This window comes from Streptomyces sp. NBC_00207, assembly GCF_045160965.1.
Taxonomy (GTDB): Bacteria; Actinomycetota; Actinomycetes; order Streptomycetales; family Streptomycetaceae; genus Streptomyces.
Genome location: NZ_CP130715.1, coordinates 6994828 through 7011250 on the forward strand (window position 1 = coordinate 6994828; position 16423 = coordinate 7011250).

Annotated in this window: 11 protein-coding genes; 9 read left to right on the forward strand and 2 right to left on the reverse strand. The window is 68.5% G+C overall.

Annotated elements, in window-relative coordinates:
* Positions 1-182: 182 nt before the first annotated feature.
* From ngcE to OG472_RS32710, 3 genes are read left to right on the forward strand one after another with little or no spacing between them, the layout of a single operon-like run.
* A complete protein-coding gene (gene ngcE, locus OG472_RS32700; RefSeq protein WP_401613850.1) occupies positions 183-1610 on the forward strand; it encodes an N-acetylglucosamine/diacetylchitobiose ABC transporter substrate-binding protein in 1428 nt (475 codons plus the stop codon).
* A 19-nt stretch (positions 1611-1629) separates the two neighbouring features.
* Positions 1630-2574, forward strand: a complete 945-nt coding sequence (locus OG472_RS32705) for a carbohydrate ABC transporter permease (RefSeq protein WP_401613852.1) — start codon at positions 1630-1632, stop codon at positions 2572-2574.
* Positions 2575-2587: 13 nt separating this feature from the next.
* Positions 2588-3523, forward strand: a complete 936-nt coding sequence (locus tag OG472_RS32710; RefSeq protein WP_401613854.1) for a carbohydrate ABC transporter permease — start codon at positions 2588-2590, stop codon at positions 3521-3523.
* Between the two features lie 9 nt (positions 3524-3532).
* Here the strand turns inward: OG472_RS32710 and OG472_RS32715 are convergent, their stop codons facing one another.
* The gene (locus OG472_RS32715; protein ID WP_405832488.1) at positions 3533-4426 is read right to left on the reverse strand and encodes a hypothetical protein; all 894 of its coding nucleotides are present in this window, start codon (positions 4424-4426) and stop codon (positions 3533-3535) included.
* A gap of 112 nt (positions 4427-4538) precedes the next feature.
* Positions 4539-7265: a magnesium-translocating P-type ATPase gene (gene mgtA, locus OG472_RS32720; RefSeq protein WP_405832489.1), complete on the reverse strand. Its 2727-nt coding sequence runs from the start codon at positions 7263-7265 to the stop codon at positions 4539-4541.
* Between the two features lie 629 nt (positions 7266-7894).
* Here mgtA and OG472_RS32725 point away from each other — a divergent pair.
* From OG472_RS32725 to OG472_RS32750, 6 genes are all read left to right on the forward strand, one after another.
* Positions 7895-9109: an ROK family protein gene (locus OG472_RS32725; protein WP_401613860.1), complete on the forward strand. Its 1215-nt coding sequence runs from the start codon at positions 7895-7897 to the stop codon at positions 9107-9109.
* A gap of 117 nt (positions 9110-9226) precedes the next feature.
* Complete coding sequence (locus OG472_RS32730) at positions 9227-10342, forward strand: sugar ABC transporter substrate-binding protein (RefSeq protein WP_401613862.1); 1116 nt, start codon at positions 9227-9229, stop codon at positions 10340-10342.
* 159 nt (positions 10343-10501) lie between these two features.
* Entirely contained in the window at positions 10502-11290 is a 789-nt protein-coding gene (locus tag OG472_RS32735; RefSeq protein WP_319730941.1) for an ATP-binding cassette domain-containing protein, read from the forward strand.
* 26 nt (positions 11291-11316) lie between these two features.
* Complete coding sequence (locus OG472_RS32740) at positions 11317-12606, forward strand: sugar ABC transporter permease (protein ID WP_383573810.1); 1290 nt, start codon at positions 11317-11319, stop codon at positions 12604-12606.
* Between the two features lie 262 nt (positions 12607-12868).
* Entirely contained in the window at positions 12869-14785 is a 1917-nt protein-coding gene (dxs, locus tag OG472_RS32745) for a 1-deoxy-D-xylulose-5-phosphate synthase (RefSeq protein ID WP_401613865.1), read from the forward strand.
* 132 nt (positions 14786-14917) lie between these two features.
* The gene (locus OG472_RS32750; protein WP_266791756.1) at positions 14918-16405 is read left to right on the forward strand and encodes an amino acid permease; all 1488 of its coding nucleotides are present in this window, start codon (positions 14918-14920) and stop codon (positions 16403-16405) included.
* The last annotated feature ends 18 nt before the right edge of the window (positions 16406-16423 follow it).

Consider the following 16423-nt stretch of genomic DNA (forward strand, 5'->3'; position numbering starts at 1 on the left):
ACTGTGCATGATCTTGCTCACACGAGCGGAAGTGGACTATACCTGTGCCCGTCCGGATCACCGCGAGACGAGCGGCTCCGGGCCGGGGGACGGGCGGGGACTTGTGGTGATGTCCGCATGCACGGTCACCACCGTGAATCTCCGGCTTCCTTCACACTTCTGACGAAGGCGAGGACATGAGCATGGGATCCACTGGTGAGGGCCTCGGACGCCGCGACCTGATCAAGCGCTCCGCAGCACTCGGACTGATCACGGTGCCGACGATGAGCTTCCTGTCCGCCTGCGCCTCCGGCGGTGAGGAGAACTCCACGAAGGGCCCGGCCAAGGCCCCGGTGACCAAGGAGAACCCCTTCGGCATCGCGAAGGGCGGCAAGCTGGACGTCGTCGTCTTCAAGGGCGGGTTCGGCGACGACTACGCGAAGGCCTGGGAGGCCGCCTTCGACAAGAAGTGGGGCACCACCAGCTCCCACCTGGGCACCCAGGAGATCACCGCCAAGCTGCAGCCCCGCTTCAACGCCGGGAACCCGCCGGACGTCGTCGACGACTCCGGCGCCCAGCAGATCAAGCTGGACGTGCTCGCCAAGGGCGACCAGCTCGCCGACCTCACCGCCGTGCTCGACGCGCCCTCGCTCGACGACCCGACCAAGAAGGTGCGCGACACCCTGGTCGAAGGCGCCTACGAACAGGGCCTGCAGGGCGGCAAGTTCGTCGTGCTGAAGTACGTCTACGCCGTGTTCGGCTTCTGGTACTCCGGCAAGCTCTTCAAGGAGAAGGGCTGGGCGCCGCCGAAGACCTGGGACGAGTTCCTGGCCGTCTGCGCCAAGGCCAAGGAAGCCGGCATCGGCGGCCTCGCCCACCAGGGCAAGTTCCCGTACTACATCAATGTCGTCATCATGGACCTGATCGCCAAGAAGGGCGGTCTGGACGCCATGAAGGCGATCGACAACCTGGAGCCGAACGCCTTCGAGGGCAACCCGGCCGCCCTCGCCGCGGTCGAGGCGGTCTACGAGGTGGTGGAGAAGGGCCTGCTGATGCCGGGCACCAACGGCCTCACCCACACGGAGTCCCAGACGGCCTGGAACCAGTACAAGGCCGCCTTCATCCCCTCCGGCTCCTGGCTGGAGAACGAGCAGCTGAAGCAGACCCCGGAGGACTTCGACATGAAGTTCCTGCCGATGCCGCTGCTCGCCGACAGCAAACTGCCCTTCGAGGCCATCCGGGCCGGCGTCGACGAGCCCTTCATCGTCCCGGAGAAGGCCGCCAACAAGGCCGCGGGCTTCGAGTTCCTCCGCTCGATGCTGTCCCGCGAATGGTCGACGATCTTCGCCCAGCAGGCGAACTCGCTCACGGTGGTCAAGGACGGGGTGGACCCGAGCGTCAAGCTGCGGCCGGGCACCCAGTCGGCGGTCGAGGCGCTCAAGGCCGCGGGCGGCAACACGTTCAGCTACCGCTACCCCGACTGGTACAGCGAGATGGACACGGAGATTCAGAACGCGTCCAATGAGCTCATGGCACAGCGGATTCAGCCGAAGGAGTGGATCAAGCGGGCCCAGGCTGCGGTAGACAAGGCGGCCAAGGACCCGAACGCCAAGAACAACAAGCGCACCTGACACCGCAGGGACGGACACCATGAGCCAAGTAGCCCAGAGGAAGGGGCGGGCCGGTTTCATCACCGGCTTCCTCTTCGCACCCCTCGCGCTGTACCTGACCTTCGTCATCTGGCCCTACGTACAGACGTTCGGCTACTCCTTCACCAACTGGAGCGGCCAGTCCCCGACGTTCGACTTCGTCGGCGTGGACAACTACGCGACGTTGCTGTCGGACGAGGTCTTCCGCGGCGCGCTCTGGCACAACCTGCTGCTCCTGGTGTTCGTCCCGCTGGTCACCATCCTGATCGCCCTCTTCTTCGCCTTCATGGTGAACGCGGGCGGGCGCGGCGGGGCCGGCGGAGTGCAGGGAGTCGGCGGATCGCGCTTCTACAAGGTCGTCTACTTCTTCCCCCAGGTCCTCTCCCTCGCCATCCTCTCCGTGCTCTTCGGCGCGATCTACCGCAGCGACGAGGGCGGCCTGCTCAACGGCTTCCTGACCAGGATCGGCGTGATCGACGCGGCCCACCCGGTCGAATGGCTCAACGAGCCGAACCTCGTCCTGTGGTGCCTGCTCCTCGTCGTCGTCTGGCACGGCGTCGGCTTCTACCTCGTCCTGTTCTCCGCGGCCATGCAGTCCATCCCCAGGGACATCTACGAGGCCGCGCTCCTCGACGGCGCCGGGCGCGCCCAGACCTTCTTCAAGGTCACGCTGCCCCTGCTGTGGGACTCTGTGCAGACCGCCGCGGTCTATCTGGGCATCGCCGCGATGGACATGTTCGTGCTGGTGTCGACCATGACCTCGGGCCAGTTCGGCGGCGGACCCGACCACCACAGCGAGGTCATGTCGACGGTGCTGATGCGCAACTTCCTCTACTTCGGAAAGAGCGGATACGCCTGCGCCATGGGCGTGGTCATGCTCACCCTGACCATGATCCTCTCCGTCATCACGCTGCGCGCCACCCGCCGCGAGCGCATCGAGTTCTGAGGGGAGTTCCACCATGACCGCAGAGTCCACAGTGATCAAGGCTCCGGGCGAAAGGGCCGCGGAGCAGCCCGGTGGCGCCGGACCGACGGGGAAGCGGGAGGGGCGCCGCTCCGAGGGCATGGCCCTCAACGTCTTCTCGCACGGCTTCCTGGTCGTCTGGGCGATAATGATCGTGCTGCCCCTGATCTGGCTCGCGCTCGGTGCCTTCAAGACCGACGCGCAGATCGGCGGCTCGGCCCTGAGCTGGCCCTCCAACTGGCACTTCGACGCCTTCGGCCGCGCCTGGACGAAGGGCATCGGAGGCTACTTCGCCAACACCCTCATCGTGCTGGTGTTCTCGGTCCCGCTGACCATGCTGTTCGGCTCGATGGCCGCGTACGTACTGGCCCGCTACCCCTTCACGGGTAACCGGCTCATCTACTACTTCTTCGTCAGCGGGGCGATGTTCCCCGTGTTCCTGGCGCTCGTACCGCTCTTCTTCATGGTCAAGCGCTTCGACATGCTGAACACCTACCAGGGCCTGATCCTGGTGTACGTCGCCTACTCGATGCCCTTCACGGTCTTCTTCATGCACTCCTTCTTCCGGACGCTGCCGACGGCGATCCACGAGGCGGCGGTCATCGACGGGGCCTCCGACACCCGGATCTTCTTCCAGGTGATGCTGCCGATGGCCAAGCCCGGCCTGATCAGCGTCGGGATCTTCAACGTCCTGGGCCAGTGGAACCAGTACATCCTGCCCGCCGTGCTGATGCAGCCACAGACGAGCGCCGACCCCGAGCGGTACATGCTCACCCAGGGGCTCATCCAGCTCCAGTACCAGATGGGCTACGAGACGGACCTGCCGGTGCTGTTCGCCGGCGCCACCATCGCGATGGTCCCGATGCTGGTGGTCTACCTCTCCTTCCAGCGCCAGATCCAGGCGGGCCTCACCTCGGCGACGCTGAAGTGAACCCGGGGGTCAGGAGCCGCCGGTGACCTTCCGCAGCTCGTACAGGTAGCCGGAGTCGGGTCCGCCGATGTCCTGGCGGATCCGGGGCTCGCGGTCGGTGCCGCCGACGCTCCACGCCGGCCAGGAACACCCCGGGACCTGTATCCGGACCTTCTGGGTCCGCACGCCCCGGCCGGGCTCGTACGACCAGGTGCCGGAGCCCGAGCACTGCGGTGCCAGGACGTGGGGGTCGTCGCCGGGGCGGTGCTCGGCGACGCCGAAGGCCGTGACCCGGCCGTCCGACGTGAAGACCAGCTTTCCCGCGGTGTGGTCGCCCCAGGTGCCGGGCATGGTCGCCGGACCGATCTTCGGCGGCTCGTACGCGGGCAGCAGGCCGGCGGTGAGCCCGAGCGCGCCGAGGAGGCCGGTTCCCACCACGAGCGCCGTGCCCCCCAGGGCCACGCGCCGGAGCAGTTCCGGGTGCCGGAGCCGGGCGATCAGACCGCCCGCAGAGAGCGATGCCGTGGCGATCGCCCAGAAGGCGAGCACGGGCCGCGTCTCCACGTCGTTGTACGAGGCGAAGGCCCAGATCGGCGCTGCGACCAGGGCGGCCGTCGTCAGCGGCACCCACCACCAGGCCTCGCGGCCGCCGGTCAGGCGGCCGAGGAGGTGGGCCAGCGCCACCGACGGCAGCACGAAGACCAGGGTCAGCAGCACCGCGATCACCGCGACGATCAGGCCGAGGGAGAGCAGGGAGCCCGCCAGGGCGGTGTGGTCGACGGGGGTGTCCGGCGGCGGCTGCGTCTCGACGTACAGGAAGATCACCACGACGGTGAGGGCGACCTCCAGACAGCCGACCAGCACCGAGACCAACAGCATCAGGCCGTACGACCGCTTCTCAGGCGTCTCAGGCTTCTCGTGCACGGTCAACCCCCCTCGTGGCACGGCGAAATGAACGCGTCCGCCCGGCCGGCGGTGCGCGCGGATCCATACTGCCAGCCGGGCTGAACGTGTTCAATTCATTCTTGTCCTCCTCTCAGAGCCAGGTGTCGAACGTGCGGATGTACCAGGTCTTCACGAGCTGGGTGAGCGTGCAGTACGCGAGCAGCACGCCGATCAGCCACGGGAAGTAGCTCGCCGGCAGGGCCACGAAGCCGAGCGTGGGAGCCAGCGGGGAGAAGGGCAGCCAGAGCCCGGTCAGCACCGCGAGGACCGTCGTCACCATCACCGGCCAGGAGGCGCGGGACTGGACGAAGGGGATCTTCCGGGTACGGATCATGTGGACGATCAGGGTCTGCGAGAGCAGGCCCTCGATGAACCAGCCGGACTGGAAGAGGGACTGGCTCGCCTCGCTGTTCGCCCCGAACACGTGCCACATGATCAGGAACATCGAGATGTCGAAGATCGAGCTGACCGGACCGATGGTGATCATGAAGCGGCCGATGCCCTTCGCGTCCCAGTTCCGGGGCCCCCGCAGGTACTCCTCGTCCATCCGGTCCCACGGCGTCGCCAGCTGCGAGATGTCGTAGACCAGGTTCTGGACCAGCAGCATGATCGCGAGCATCGGCTGGAAGGGGATGAACGCGCTCGCCACCAGCACCGAGAAGACATTGCCGAAGTTCGACGACGCCGTCATCTTGATGTACTTGATCGTGTTGCCGAAGGTGGTCCGGCCCTGGACGACGCCCTGCTCCAGAACGGTCAGGTCCTTCTCCAGCAGGATGATGTCCGCCGACTCCTTCGCGATGTCGACGGCGGTGTCCACGGAGATGCCGACATCGGCGTCGCGCAGCGCGGCCGCGTCGTTGATGCCGTCACCGAGGAAGCCGACCGTGTGCCCGTCGGCCTGCAGCGCCCGGACGATGCGGGCCTTCTGGACCGGGTTGACCTTGGCGAAGACCGTCGTACGGGCGGCCAGCGCGCGCAGTTCCGCCTCGTCGAGGCCGTCGATCTCGCTGCCGGGCACCACGTGCCCGACCTCGATGCCGACGTCGGCGCAGACCCGGGCGGCCACGAGGTCGTTGTCGCCGGTGATCACCTTGACGGCGACGCCCTTGTCGGCCAGGCCCTGCAGGGCGCGTCCGGCGTCGGCCTTCGGCGGGTCGAGGAAGGCGAGGAAGCCGATCAGGGTCAGCCGGTCCTCGTCGGCGACCGTGTAGGCGGAGCGGGCGCTGTCGACGGTGCGGGTGGCGACGGCGAGGACCCGCAGGCCCCGGCGGTTGTTGTCCTCCGCGATCCGGGTGACGTGCCACCGCAGCTGCTCGGTCAGCTCGACGGTCGCCCCGCGGTCGGTCATGTGCGTGCAGAGGTCCAGGACCTCCTCGACGGCCCCCTTGGTGATCATGACGTGCTCGGTGCGGCCGGGGTCGCCCACCATGCTGTTCCGGTTGAGGATCACGGACATCCGGCGCCGGGCGAAGTCGAAGGGGATCTCGTCGACCATCGAGAACCGTGCGTCGACGACAACCTCCTCGGCCTCGTTGACGCGGTCGATGACCGCCTGGTCCATCAGGTTGCGCAAGCCCGTCTGGAAGTGCGCGTTGAGGTATCCGTACTCCAGGACCTCGTCGTCCTCGTTGCCGTGCACGTCCAGGTAGCGGTCCAGGACGATCCGGTCCTCGGTGAGGGTGCCGGTCTTGTCCGTGCAGAGCACGTCCATCGCGCCCAGGTTCTGGATCGCGTTGAGCCGCTTGACGACCACCTTGCGCCTGGACATGGCGACCGCGCCGCGCGCCAGGTTGGCGGAGACGACCATCGGCAGCATCTCGGGGGTCAGGCCGACGGCGACGGCGATGCCGAAGAGGAAGGCCTCGTCCCAGTCACCCTTGGTGAATCCGTTGATCATGAAGACGACCGGGACCATGACCAGCATGAAGCGGATCAGCAGGAAGCTGACCTTGCGCACGCCGGTGTCGAAGTTGGTCTGCGGGCGCTCGCCGACGAGCGAGCCGGCCATCGAGCCGAAGTAGGTGTCGGCCCCGGTGGCGACGACGACCCCGGTGGCGGTGCCGGAGGTGACCGAGGTCCCCATCAGTACCAGGTTGTCGGCGTCGACGGGGTCGCCGGCCGTCTGCCGGCCGAGGTCCTCGCCGCGGGTGCCGGTGTCGGCCTTGGCGACCGGCAGGGACTCGCCGGAGAGGGCGGCCTGGCTGACCATCAGGTCCTTGGCGCTGATGAGCCGCAGGTCGGCCGGGACCAGGTCGCCGGCGGCCAGCCTGACCACATCGCCGGGGACCACCCGGTCCAGGGGCACCTCGAAGGTGGTGGGCCCGGAGCCGCTGCCGGCCCGGCGCTGCACCGCGCAGGTGGTGGTGACGAGCTTCTTGAGAGCGTCGGCGGCGCGGCCCGAGCGGAACTCCTGCCAGAAGCGGAGCAGCCCGCTGATCCCCACCATCACCGAGAGGATGACGACGCCCTCGTCCGCGGGGTCCTGCCAGAACATGATCGCGGCCAGGAAGACCAGGACGGCGATGAAGGGGTTCCAGAAGGCCTTCGCCAGCTGGAGGTGCCAGCGCGGGGCGCGCTCCCGGGCGACGACGTTGGGGCCGTGGCGCTCCAGGCGCAGCGCGGCCTCCGCGTGGGTGAGGCCGTCGGCGCAGGCGTCCACGGACTGCAGAACGCCGACGGCCGGGCGGGCGCTGGTCTCGGCGAGGCGCTCGCCGACGAGCCGGGTACGGGACTCCAGCTCGGCGGCCTTGCGCTCGCGGCGGGACCGGCCCGGCGGTGCGAGCTTGGCCGGGGTACGGGGGGTGAGCATGGTCATGACGAATACCTCCCTCCACGGTGTCCGGGCAGCGCGGAGCCGCGCGGTCACGTGGAGTGATCACGGGTGGGCGCGGAGCAGCCGGGAGGGCCGCGGGCGGCGCCGGCGGGCATGGTGGGAGTGGCCCCGGGGCACGCCTCGGCGACGGCCGGGGGAGGAACCCGGGGGAGCGTGCCCGGCGGAGCTGCCGGCGCACGCGGAAGGAAGAGAATGGAAAGAAACGCGACAGCGCACGGGACAGCGGTGAACCGCGGCCGTGCGCGCTCGGGTAACGGTCAGCTGATCAACAGGTCAGCCGATGAGAGCGCGGCAAGGACTTCGATCGGGACTCATCCCGAACACCTCCTCGCGTAGCGCTGTCATGACGGGCGCCCGATCCGGCCGGTAAAGGCCGCAGAGGACCGGCGCCTCAGCGACCGTAGCACGATCTAGGGGGCCGGTTCTCTCCCCCCTTTCGGTCGGTACTGGCCGTTTCGTGCCGTGTCAGCCTCTTGACGTGTGGATGCGCAAAGGCTCGACTTAAGGTTCACAAGTTGGAGAGACGCCGGGGTCTCGAAGCGCGAAACCGCGACGTGTCCCGGCCGGGGGGCGACGGCTTGCCGTCGCTTATGGGCAGGAGTGGATGAGTCGTGCAGACTCCCGGATCGCAGTCCTCGCTGCATCGCGCGAATCTCGAACGGGTCGTGCGGGCGGTGCGGCTCGCGGGATCGCTGACCCAGGCGGAGATCGCCCGCACCACCGGACTGTCGGCGGCCACGGTCTCCAACATCGTCCGGGAACTGAAGGACGGCGGGACCGTCGAGGTCACCGACACCTCGGCCGGCGGCCGGCGCGCACGCAGCGTGTCGCTCAGCGGTGACGCGGGCATCGTCATCGGCGTCGACTTCGGCCACACCCACCTGCGGGTGGCGGTGGGGAACCTGGCGCACCAGGTGCTGGCCGAGGAGTCCGAGCCGCTGGACGTCGACGCGTCCTGGGCGGACGGCTTCAACCGGGCGGAAGCCCTGGTCGGGCGGCTGATCGCGGACATCGGGGTGGGGCTGGAGAAGGTCATCGGCGTCGGCCTGGGCGTGCCCGGCCCGATCGACGTGGAGTCCGGGACCCTGGGCTCGACCGCGATCCTGCCGGGCTGGGCGGGCATCAACCCGCGCCAGGAGCTCTCGCAGCGCCTCGGCGTGCCGGTGTACGTGGACAACGACGCGAACCTCGGAGCCCTCGGTGAACTCGTTTGGGGGAGCGGGCGGGGAGTAAAGGACCTGGCCTACATCAAGGTGGCCAGCGGCGTCGGCTCGGGCCTGGTCATCAACGGCCAGATCTACCGCGGACCGGGTGGCACGGCGGGGGAGATCGGGCACATCACGCTGGACGAATCGGGTCCGGTCTGCCGCTGCGGCAACCGCGGCTGCCTGGAGACCTTCACCGCTGCCCGGTACGTCCTGCCGCTGCTCCAGGGCACGCACGGGCCGGAATTGACGATGGAGCGGGTGGTCGAACTGGCCCGCGAGGGGGACCCGGGCTGCCGCCGCGTGATCACGGACGTGGGCCGCCACATCGGCAGCGGCGTGGCCAGCCTGTGCAACCTCCTGAACCCCAGCCGGGTGGTGCTGGGCGGCTCGCTGGCGGAGGCCGGTGAACTCGTCCTGGCCCCCATCCGTGAATCAGTGGGGAGGTACGCGATCCCCAGTGCGGCCCGCCAGTTGTCGGTGCTGACGGGGTCTCTCGGCGGGCGCGCCGAGGTGCTGGGCGCGCTGGCGCTCGTACTCAGCGAAATGGGCGATTCGACACTTTTGTCAGACCATGGAAGTGGAGTGCGAGCTCCCGCCGTCTTGCCTTCAGGTAGATAACGGATGGCACCGTTGTCATCTCGTTAAGGATTCACTCCTTGACGGCAAAACGCGGCCGGGGTTGACTCACATCCACCTCGGCCGCAGTGCTGCGGCCTCGTCAGGGAGGTTCAAGTAATGAACACGCGTATGCGCAGAGCCGCCGTAGCTGTTGCCGCCGGTGCCATGGCCGTTTCCCTCGCCGCTTGCGGGAGTGCGAAGGAGGCCGGCGACACGACGAAGGAATCCTCCGGCGCTGCCAAGGGCGACGCGATCAAGGTCGGTCTGCTCCTGCCGGAGAACCAGACCGCGCGTTACGAGAAGTTCGACAAGCCGCTCATCGAGAAGAAGGTCGCGGAGCTCACCGGCGGCAAGGGCAAGGTCGTCTACGCCAACGCCAAGCAGGACGCGACCACGCAGAACTCCCAGGTCGACACGATGATCACCAACAAGGTGGACGTCCTGATCGTCGACGCGGTGGACTCCAAGGCCATCGCGGGCTCGGTCAAGAAGGCGAAGGACGCCGGCATCCCGGTCATCGCCTACGACCGTCTGGCCGAGGGCCCGATCGACGCCTACACCTCCTTCGACAACGAAGAGGTAGGCAAGGTCCAGGGCAAGGCGCTCCTCGAGGCGCTGGGCGACAAGGCCAAGGACGGCCAGATCGTCATGATGAACGGCTCGGTCACCGACCCGAACGCCAAGCTCTTCAAGTCCGGTGCGCACTCCGTCCTCGACGGCAAGGTGAACGTCGGCAAGGAGTACGACACGGTCGAGTGGAAGCCGGAGAACGCCAACACCAACATGGCGGCCGCGCTCTCCGCGCTCGGCAAGGACAAGGTCATCGGCGTCTACTCCGCCAACGACGGCATGGCGGGCGGCATCATCACCGCCCTCAAGGCGGCCGGCGTCACCCCCCTGCCCCCCGTCACCGGCCAGGACGCCGAACTCGCCGGTGTGCAGCGCATCGTCGCGGGCGAGCAGTTCATGAGCGTCTACAAGCCGTACGCCCCCGAGGCCGAGGCCGCCGCGAAGATGGCCGTCGCCCTCGCCAAGGGCGAGAAGCTCGACGGTGTCACCACCTCCACGGTCGACAGCCCGACCACCAAGGGTGTCGCCTCCGTGCTGATCCCGGTCGTCTCGCTCACCAAGGGCAACATCAACGACACCGTCGTCAAGGACGGCGTCTACACGGTCGCAGAGATCTGCACCGACAAGTACGCGGCCGCCTGTGCCGCCCTCGGCCTGAAGTAGCGGCCCCCGTCGCCTCCTCGCGAGGCGGCCCCCGTGCCTGACCGGCGCCCCGCCCCCACTTTCCCCGCCACCCGGCGGGGCGCCGGGCAGAAACGTTCCCCCATTCACCCCGCTCCTGCTCTTTTGCACGACATCCCCGCCGGTCAGGCGGCGAAGGAGATGGTTCATGTGTCCGCTGCGCCCGTGCTGGCGTTGCGAGGGGTCTCGAAGCGGTTCGGCGCCGTTCAGGCCCTGACCGACGTAGAACTCGAGATCCACTCCGGCGAGGTGGTCGCCCTGGTCGGCGACAACGGCGCCGGCAAGTCCACGCTGGTCAAGACGATCGCCGGCGTGCACCCCATCGATGACGGTGTCATCGAGTGGGAGGGCCGTCCGGTCTCCATCACCAAGCCCCACGAAGCCCAGAACCTGGGCATCGCGACGGTCTACCAGGACCTGGCGCTGTGCGACAACATCGATGTCGTCGGCAACCTCTTCCTCGGCCGTGAGCTCAAGAGCTTCGGCATCCTCGACGAGGTGGAGATGGAGCGCCGCGCCCGCGAGCTCCTGACCACCCTGTCCATCCGGATCCCCAGTGTCCGGATCCCCATCGCCTCGCTCTCCGGCGGTCAGCGCCAGACCGTGGCGATCGCCCGTTCCATGCTGGGCGAGCCCCAGCTCGTCATCCTCGACGAGCCCACCGCCGCCCTCGGCGTCGAGCAGACCGCACAGGTCCTCGACCTGGTGGAACGCCTGCGCGAGCGTGGCCACGCCGTCATCCTCATCAGCCACAACATGGCCGATGTGAAGGCCGTCGCCGACAAGGTGGCGGTGCTGCGGCTGGGCCGCAACAACGGTGTCTTCAACGTCGCCGACACCTCGCAGGAAGAGATCATCTCCGCCATCACCGGTGCCACGGACAACGCCGTGACCCGCCGGGCGGCCCGCACCGGGGAGGCCCGCAAGTGAGCACCCAGAACCCTGCCACCGGTCCACTGGGCAAGGGCCCCGTCGACCAGCAGGAGCACATCGACCCGGTCAACCCCGCGGCGGCTCACGACGCGATCCCGGCCGTGGACCCCCGCCTGCTCGTCCGCGAGGAGGGCCTCGCCGGGTACGTGGGCGAGTTCAAGCGCAAGATGAAGGCCGGCGACCTGGGCTCCCTGCCCGTCGTCATCGGTCTGATCATCATCTGGTCCATCTTCCAGGGGCTGAACTCGAACTTCCTCTCCCCGGAGAACCTCACCAACATCGCGATCACGATGACCGCCACCGGCATGATCGCCATCGGCATCATCTTCGTGCTGCTGCTCGGCGAGATCGACCTCTCGGTCGGCTCGGTCAGCGGCGTCTCGGGCGCGATCGTCGCCGTCCTCGCCGTCACCCACGGCGTGAACGAGTGGCTGGCGATCCTGGCGGCGGTCGCCGGCGGTGCCCTGATCGGCTGCATCCACGGCTTCTTCTTCGCCAGGATCGGCGCCCCGGCGTTCGCCGTCACCCTGTCGGGCCTGCTGTTCTGGCTGGGCGCGATGCTGCAGATCCTCGGCAGCAACGGCACGATCAACATCGACGCCGACGGCGTGGTCGGCCAGCTGACCACGTACTTCTTCTCGGACGTGGCCGTCGCCTACGGGCTGGCCGCACTCGCGGTCGCCGGCTACTTCGTGGCCTGCTTCCTCGACGCGAAGCGCCGCGGCGCCGCCGGGATGCCCACCCGGCCGCTCGGCGAGATCCTGCTGCGCACCGGGCTGCTCGCGGTGTTCACGTTCGGCCCCGCCGTGGTGTTCAACCAGTACAAGGGCCTGCCGCTCGCGGTGGTGCTCTTCATGCTGGCCCTGGTCGTCACGGACTTCGTGCTGCGTCGCACGACCTTCGGGCGAAACGTTTTCGCACTGGGTGGCAGCGTCGAGGCCTCCCGCCGCGCGGGCATCAACGTCACCCGGATCCGGATCACGGTCTTCGCGATCTCCAGCACCTTCGCCGCCATCGGCGGCCTGTTCTGGGCCTCCAAGATCGCGGCGGCCAACCAGAGCGCCGGCGCCGGCGACCTGCTGATGAACGTGATCGCGGCGGCCGTCATTGGCGGCACCAGCCTCTTCGGCGGCCGGGGCCGGACCTGGAACGCCCTCCTCGGCGTCATGGTCATCGTCTCGATCCAGTACGGTCTGGCACTGGAAGGCATCGCAACGCCGATCCAGTACATGATCACCGGTGCGGTGCTGCTGACCACCGTGGTGATCGACTCGATCACGCGCAAGACCCAGAAGACGGCCGGACGCGCCTGACCGCGCGGCCGACTGCGCGCCGGAGCGGCATCCGGCGGTAAGAACGGTCACAGTGCCCGGCGCCACTTCACGTGGCGCCGGGCATCCGTGCGTACATGTGCGGGTACTCCTGTGCGGGTATACGCCCGTATGCGATGTGTGGCCGTGTGGTCGTGCGTACATGTATGACAAAGGTGTGACTCCGCCGGGACGGCCCGATGACCGTGCCGCGCAGCGGAACATTAGACTCGACAGACCAGCAAGCAACTGCAAGGAGGCACGGGTGCTGCTGACCCGCATCAAGGGACCGCGCGATCTGGACCGGCTCAGCCAGGAGGAGCTCGACCAGCTCGCGGCAGAGATCAGGTCCTTCCTCGTCGACGCCGTCTCCAAGACCGGCGGGCACCTCGGCCCCAACCTCGGCGTGGTCGAACTGACGATCGCCCTGCACCGGGTCTTCGAATCGCCCAAGGACAAGGTCCTCTTCGACACCGGCCACCAGGCCTACGTCCACAAGCTGCTCACGGGCCGCCAGGACTTCGGCAACCTGCGTTCCAAGGGAGGCCTGTCCGGCTACCCCTCGCGCGCCGAGTCCGACCACGACGTGATCGAGAACTCGCACGCCTCCACCGTGCTGGGCTGGGCCGACGGCCTCGCCAAGGCCAACGAGGTGCTCGGCCGCGAGGACCACCACGTCGCCGCCGTCATCGGCGACGGCGCGCTCACCGGCGGCATGGCCTGGGAGGCGCTGAACAACATCGCCGCCGCCAAGGACCGCCCGCTGGTCATCGTGGTCAACGACAACGAGCGCTCGTACGGCCCCACCATCGGCGGCCTCGCGAACCACCTGGCCACCCTGCGCACCACGGACGGCTACGAGCGCTTCCTGGCCCGCGGCAAGGAGATCCTGGAGCGGACCCCGGTCGTCGGGAAGCCGCTCTTCGAGACCCTGCACGGCGCCAAGAAGGGCCTCAAGGACTTCATCGCCCCGCAGGGCATGTTCGAGGACCTGGGCCTGAAGTACATCGGCCCCATCGACGGCCACGACATCGAGGCGCTGGAGTCCGCCCTGCAGCGCGCCAAGCGCTTCAGCGGCCCGGTCATCGTGCACTGCCTCACCCAGAAGGGCCGGGGCTACGAGCCGGCCGTCCAGGACGAGGCGGACCGTTTCCACGCCGTCGGCGTGATCCACCCGGACACGGGCCTGCCCGTCTCCACCGACGCCGCCAGCTGGACCTCCGTCTTCGCCGACGAGATGGTCAAGCTCGGCAGGGAGCGCAAGGACATCGTCGCGATCACCGCGGCCATGCTCCAGCCGGTCGGCCTGAAGAAGTTCGCGGACGCCTTCCCGGACCGGATCTACGACGTCGGCATCGCCGAGCAGCACGGCGCCACCTCGGCGGCGGGCCTGGCGACCGGCGGCGCCCACCCGGTCTTCGCGGTGTACGCGACCTTCCTCAACCGTGCCTTCGACCAGGTCCTGATGGACGTGGCCCTGCACAAGTGCGGGGTCACCTTCGTCCTGGACCGGGCCGGGGTCACCGGCACCGACGGCGCCTCCCACAACGGCATGTGGGACATGTCGATCATGCAGGTCGTGCCCGGTCTGCGACTGGCCGCCCCGCGTGACGCCGAGCAGCTGCGCGCCCAGCTGCGCGAGGCCGTCGAGGTCAAGGACGCGCCGACCGTCGTCCGCTACTCCAAGGGCGTCGTCGGCCCGGCCGTCCCGGCCGTCGGCAAGATCGGCGGCATGGACGTGCTGCGCGCCCCCGGCGCCGACGTCACCCGTCCGGACGTACTGCTCGTCTCGGTCGGTGCGCTCGCCCCGATGTGCCTGGAGATCGCCGACCTGCTCGACAAGCAGGGCATCACCTCGACCGTGGTCGACCCGCGCTGGGTCAAGCCCGTGGACGAGGCGCTGGCCCCGCTCGCCGACCGCCACCGCGTGGTCGTCACCGTCGAGGACAACGGCCGCACCGGCGGCGTGGGCTCCGCCGTCTCGCAGGCCCTGCGGGACGCGGGCGTCGACGTACCGCTGCGCGACTTCGGCATCCCGCAGCGCTTCCTCGACCACGCCTCCCGCAAGGAGGTCATGGCCGAGATCGGGCTGACCGCTCCGGACATCGCACGGCAGGTCACGGGCCTGGTGTCGAAGCTGGACGGGCGCTACGACAGCGAGCCGGCCGCCGCCGTCGACTAGGCCGGGTAGCGGCCACTAGATCGCCGCGCGGTTGCACGTCACGGGCCGGGAGATCACCCTTGAAGGGGTGGGCCTCCCGGCCCGTTCGCGTGCGTCGACACCTGTTTCGGAGGTGCGTCGGTGAGTAGGGATATGAACAGCCCCTTCCGCACCAAGACGGTGGAGCAGTCCATCCGTGACACGGAGGAGCCGGAACACGCGCTCCGGAAGTCGCTCTCCGCCTGGGACCTGACGGTTTTCGGTGTGGGTGTCATCATCGGCACCGGCATCTTCGTCCTCACGGGCATCGCGGCCCGGAACAACGCCGGACCGGCCACCGCCCTCGCCTTCGTGGCGGCGGGCATCGTCTGCGCCCTCGCGGCGCTGTGCTACGCCGAGTTCGCGTCCACCGTTCCGGTGGCCGGATCCGCGTACACCTTCTCCTACGCCTCGATCGGTGAGCTGCCCGCCTGGATCATCGGCTGGGACCTGGTGCTGGAGTTCGCACTCGGCACCGCCGTCGTGGCGGTCGGCTGGTCCGGCTACGTGCGCCACCTCATGGACACCAACCTCGGCTGGACCCTGCCGACCTCCCTGTCCGGACCCGACGCGGGCGGTCACTTCGACCTGCTGGCCTTCCTGCTGATCCTGGCGCTGACCGCGATCCTGGTCGTCGGGACGAAGCTCTCGGCGCGGATCACCGCGATCGTGGTCGCCATCAAGGTCTTCGTGGTCCTGCTGGTCATCGTCGCGGGCCTGTTCTTCATCAAGGCCGACAACTACTCGCCGTTCATCCCCCCGGCCCAGCCACAGGCCGAGGGCGTCAGCGGCTGGCACGCGCCACTGGTCCAGCTGCTCTTCGGCTACGAGCCCACCAACTTCGGCGTCATGGGCATCTTCACCGCGGCCTCCCTCATCTTCTTCGCCTTCATCGGCTTCGACGTCGTGGCCACGGCGGCCGAGGAGACCAAGAACCCCCAGCGGGACATGCCGCGCGGCATCCTCGGCTCGCTGCTGATCTGCACCGTGCTCTACGTCGCCGTGACGCTGGTGGTCACCGGCATGCAGAAGTACACGGAGATGTCCCCGACCGCGCCACTGGCCGAAGCCTTCAAATCGGTGAACCAGCCCTTCTTCTCCGGCGCCATCAGCCTCGGCGCGGCCGTCGGTCTGATCACCGTGAGCATGATCCTGCTGCTCGGCCAGACCCGCGTGTTCTTCGCGATGAGCCGTGACGGACTGCTCCCGCGCGTCTTCTCCGTGACCCACCCCAAGTACCGCACCCCCTACCGGGCGACCATCCTGCTCGGCTGCGTCATCGCCGTCGTGGCGGGCTTCACCAGCCTGGAGAAGCTTGCGGAACTGGTGAACATCGGCACGCTCTTCGCCTTCGTGCTCGTCGCCCTCGGCGTGATCATCCTGCGCCGGACCCGCCCCGACCTGCACCGGGCCTTCCGCACCCCGTGGGTGCCGCTGATCCCGATCCTGTCGATCGCGGCCTCGTTCTGGCTGATGCTCAACCTGCCGGCCGAGACCTGGGTCCGCTTCGGCGTCTGGATGGCGATCGGAATCGTCGTCTACTTCGCCTACGGACGCTCGCACAGCCGCCTCGGCCAGGTCGGCGCCGACGCGAAGTTCTAGCGGTGGAACGACGGAAGC

Coding starts and splice junctions, on each gene's coding strand:
- ngcE (WP_401613850.1), top strand. CDS start 183: ATGGGATCCACTGGTGAGGGCCTCGGACGCCGCGACCTGATCAAGCGC.
- OG472_RS32705 (WP_401613852.1), top strand. CDS start 1,630: ATGAGCCAAGTAGCCCAGAGGAAGGGGCGGGCCGGTTTCATCACCGGC.
- OG472_RS32710 (WP_401613854.1), top strand. CDS start 2,588: ATGACCGCAGAGTCCACAGTGATCAAGGCTCCGGGCGAAAGGGCCGCG.
- mgtA (WP_405832489.1), bottom strand. CDS start 7,265: ATGACCATGCTCACCCCCCGTACCCCGGCCAAGCTCGCACCGCCGGGC.
- OG472_RS32730 (WP_401613862.1), top strand. CDS start 9,227: ATGAACACGCGTATGCGCAGAGCCGCCGTAGCTGTTGCCGCCGGTGCC.
- OG472_RS32735 (WP_319730941.1), top strand. CDS start 10,502: ATGGTTCATGTGTCCGCTGCGCCCGTGCTGGCGTTGCGAGGGGTCTCG.
- OG472_RS32750 (WP_266791756.1), top strand. CDS start 14,918: ATGAACAGCCCCTTCCGCACCAAGACGGTGGAGCAGTCCATCCGTGAC.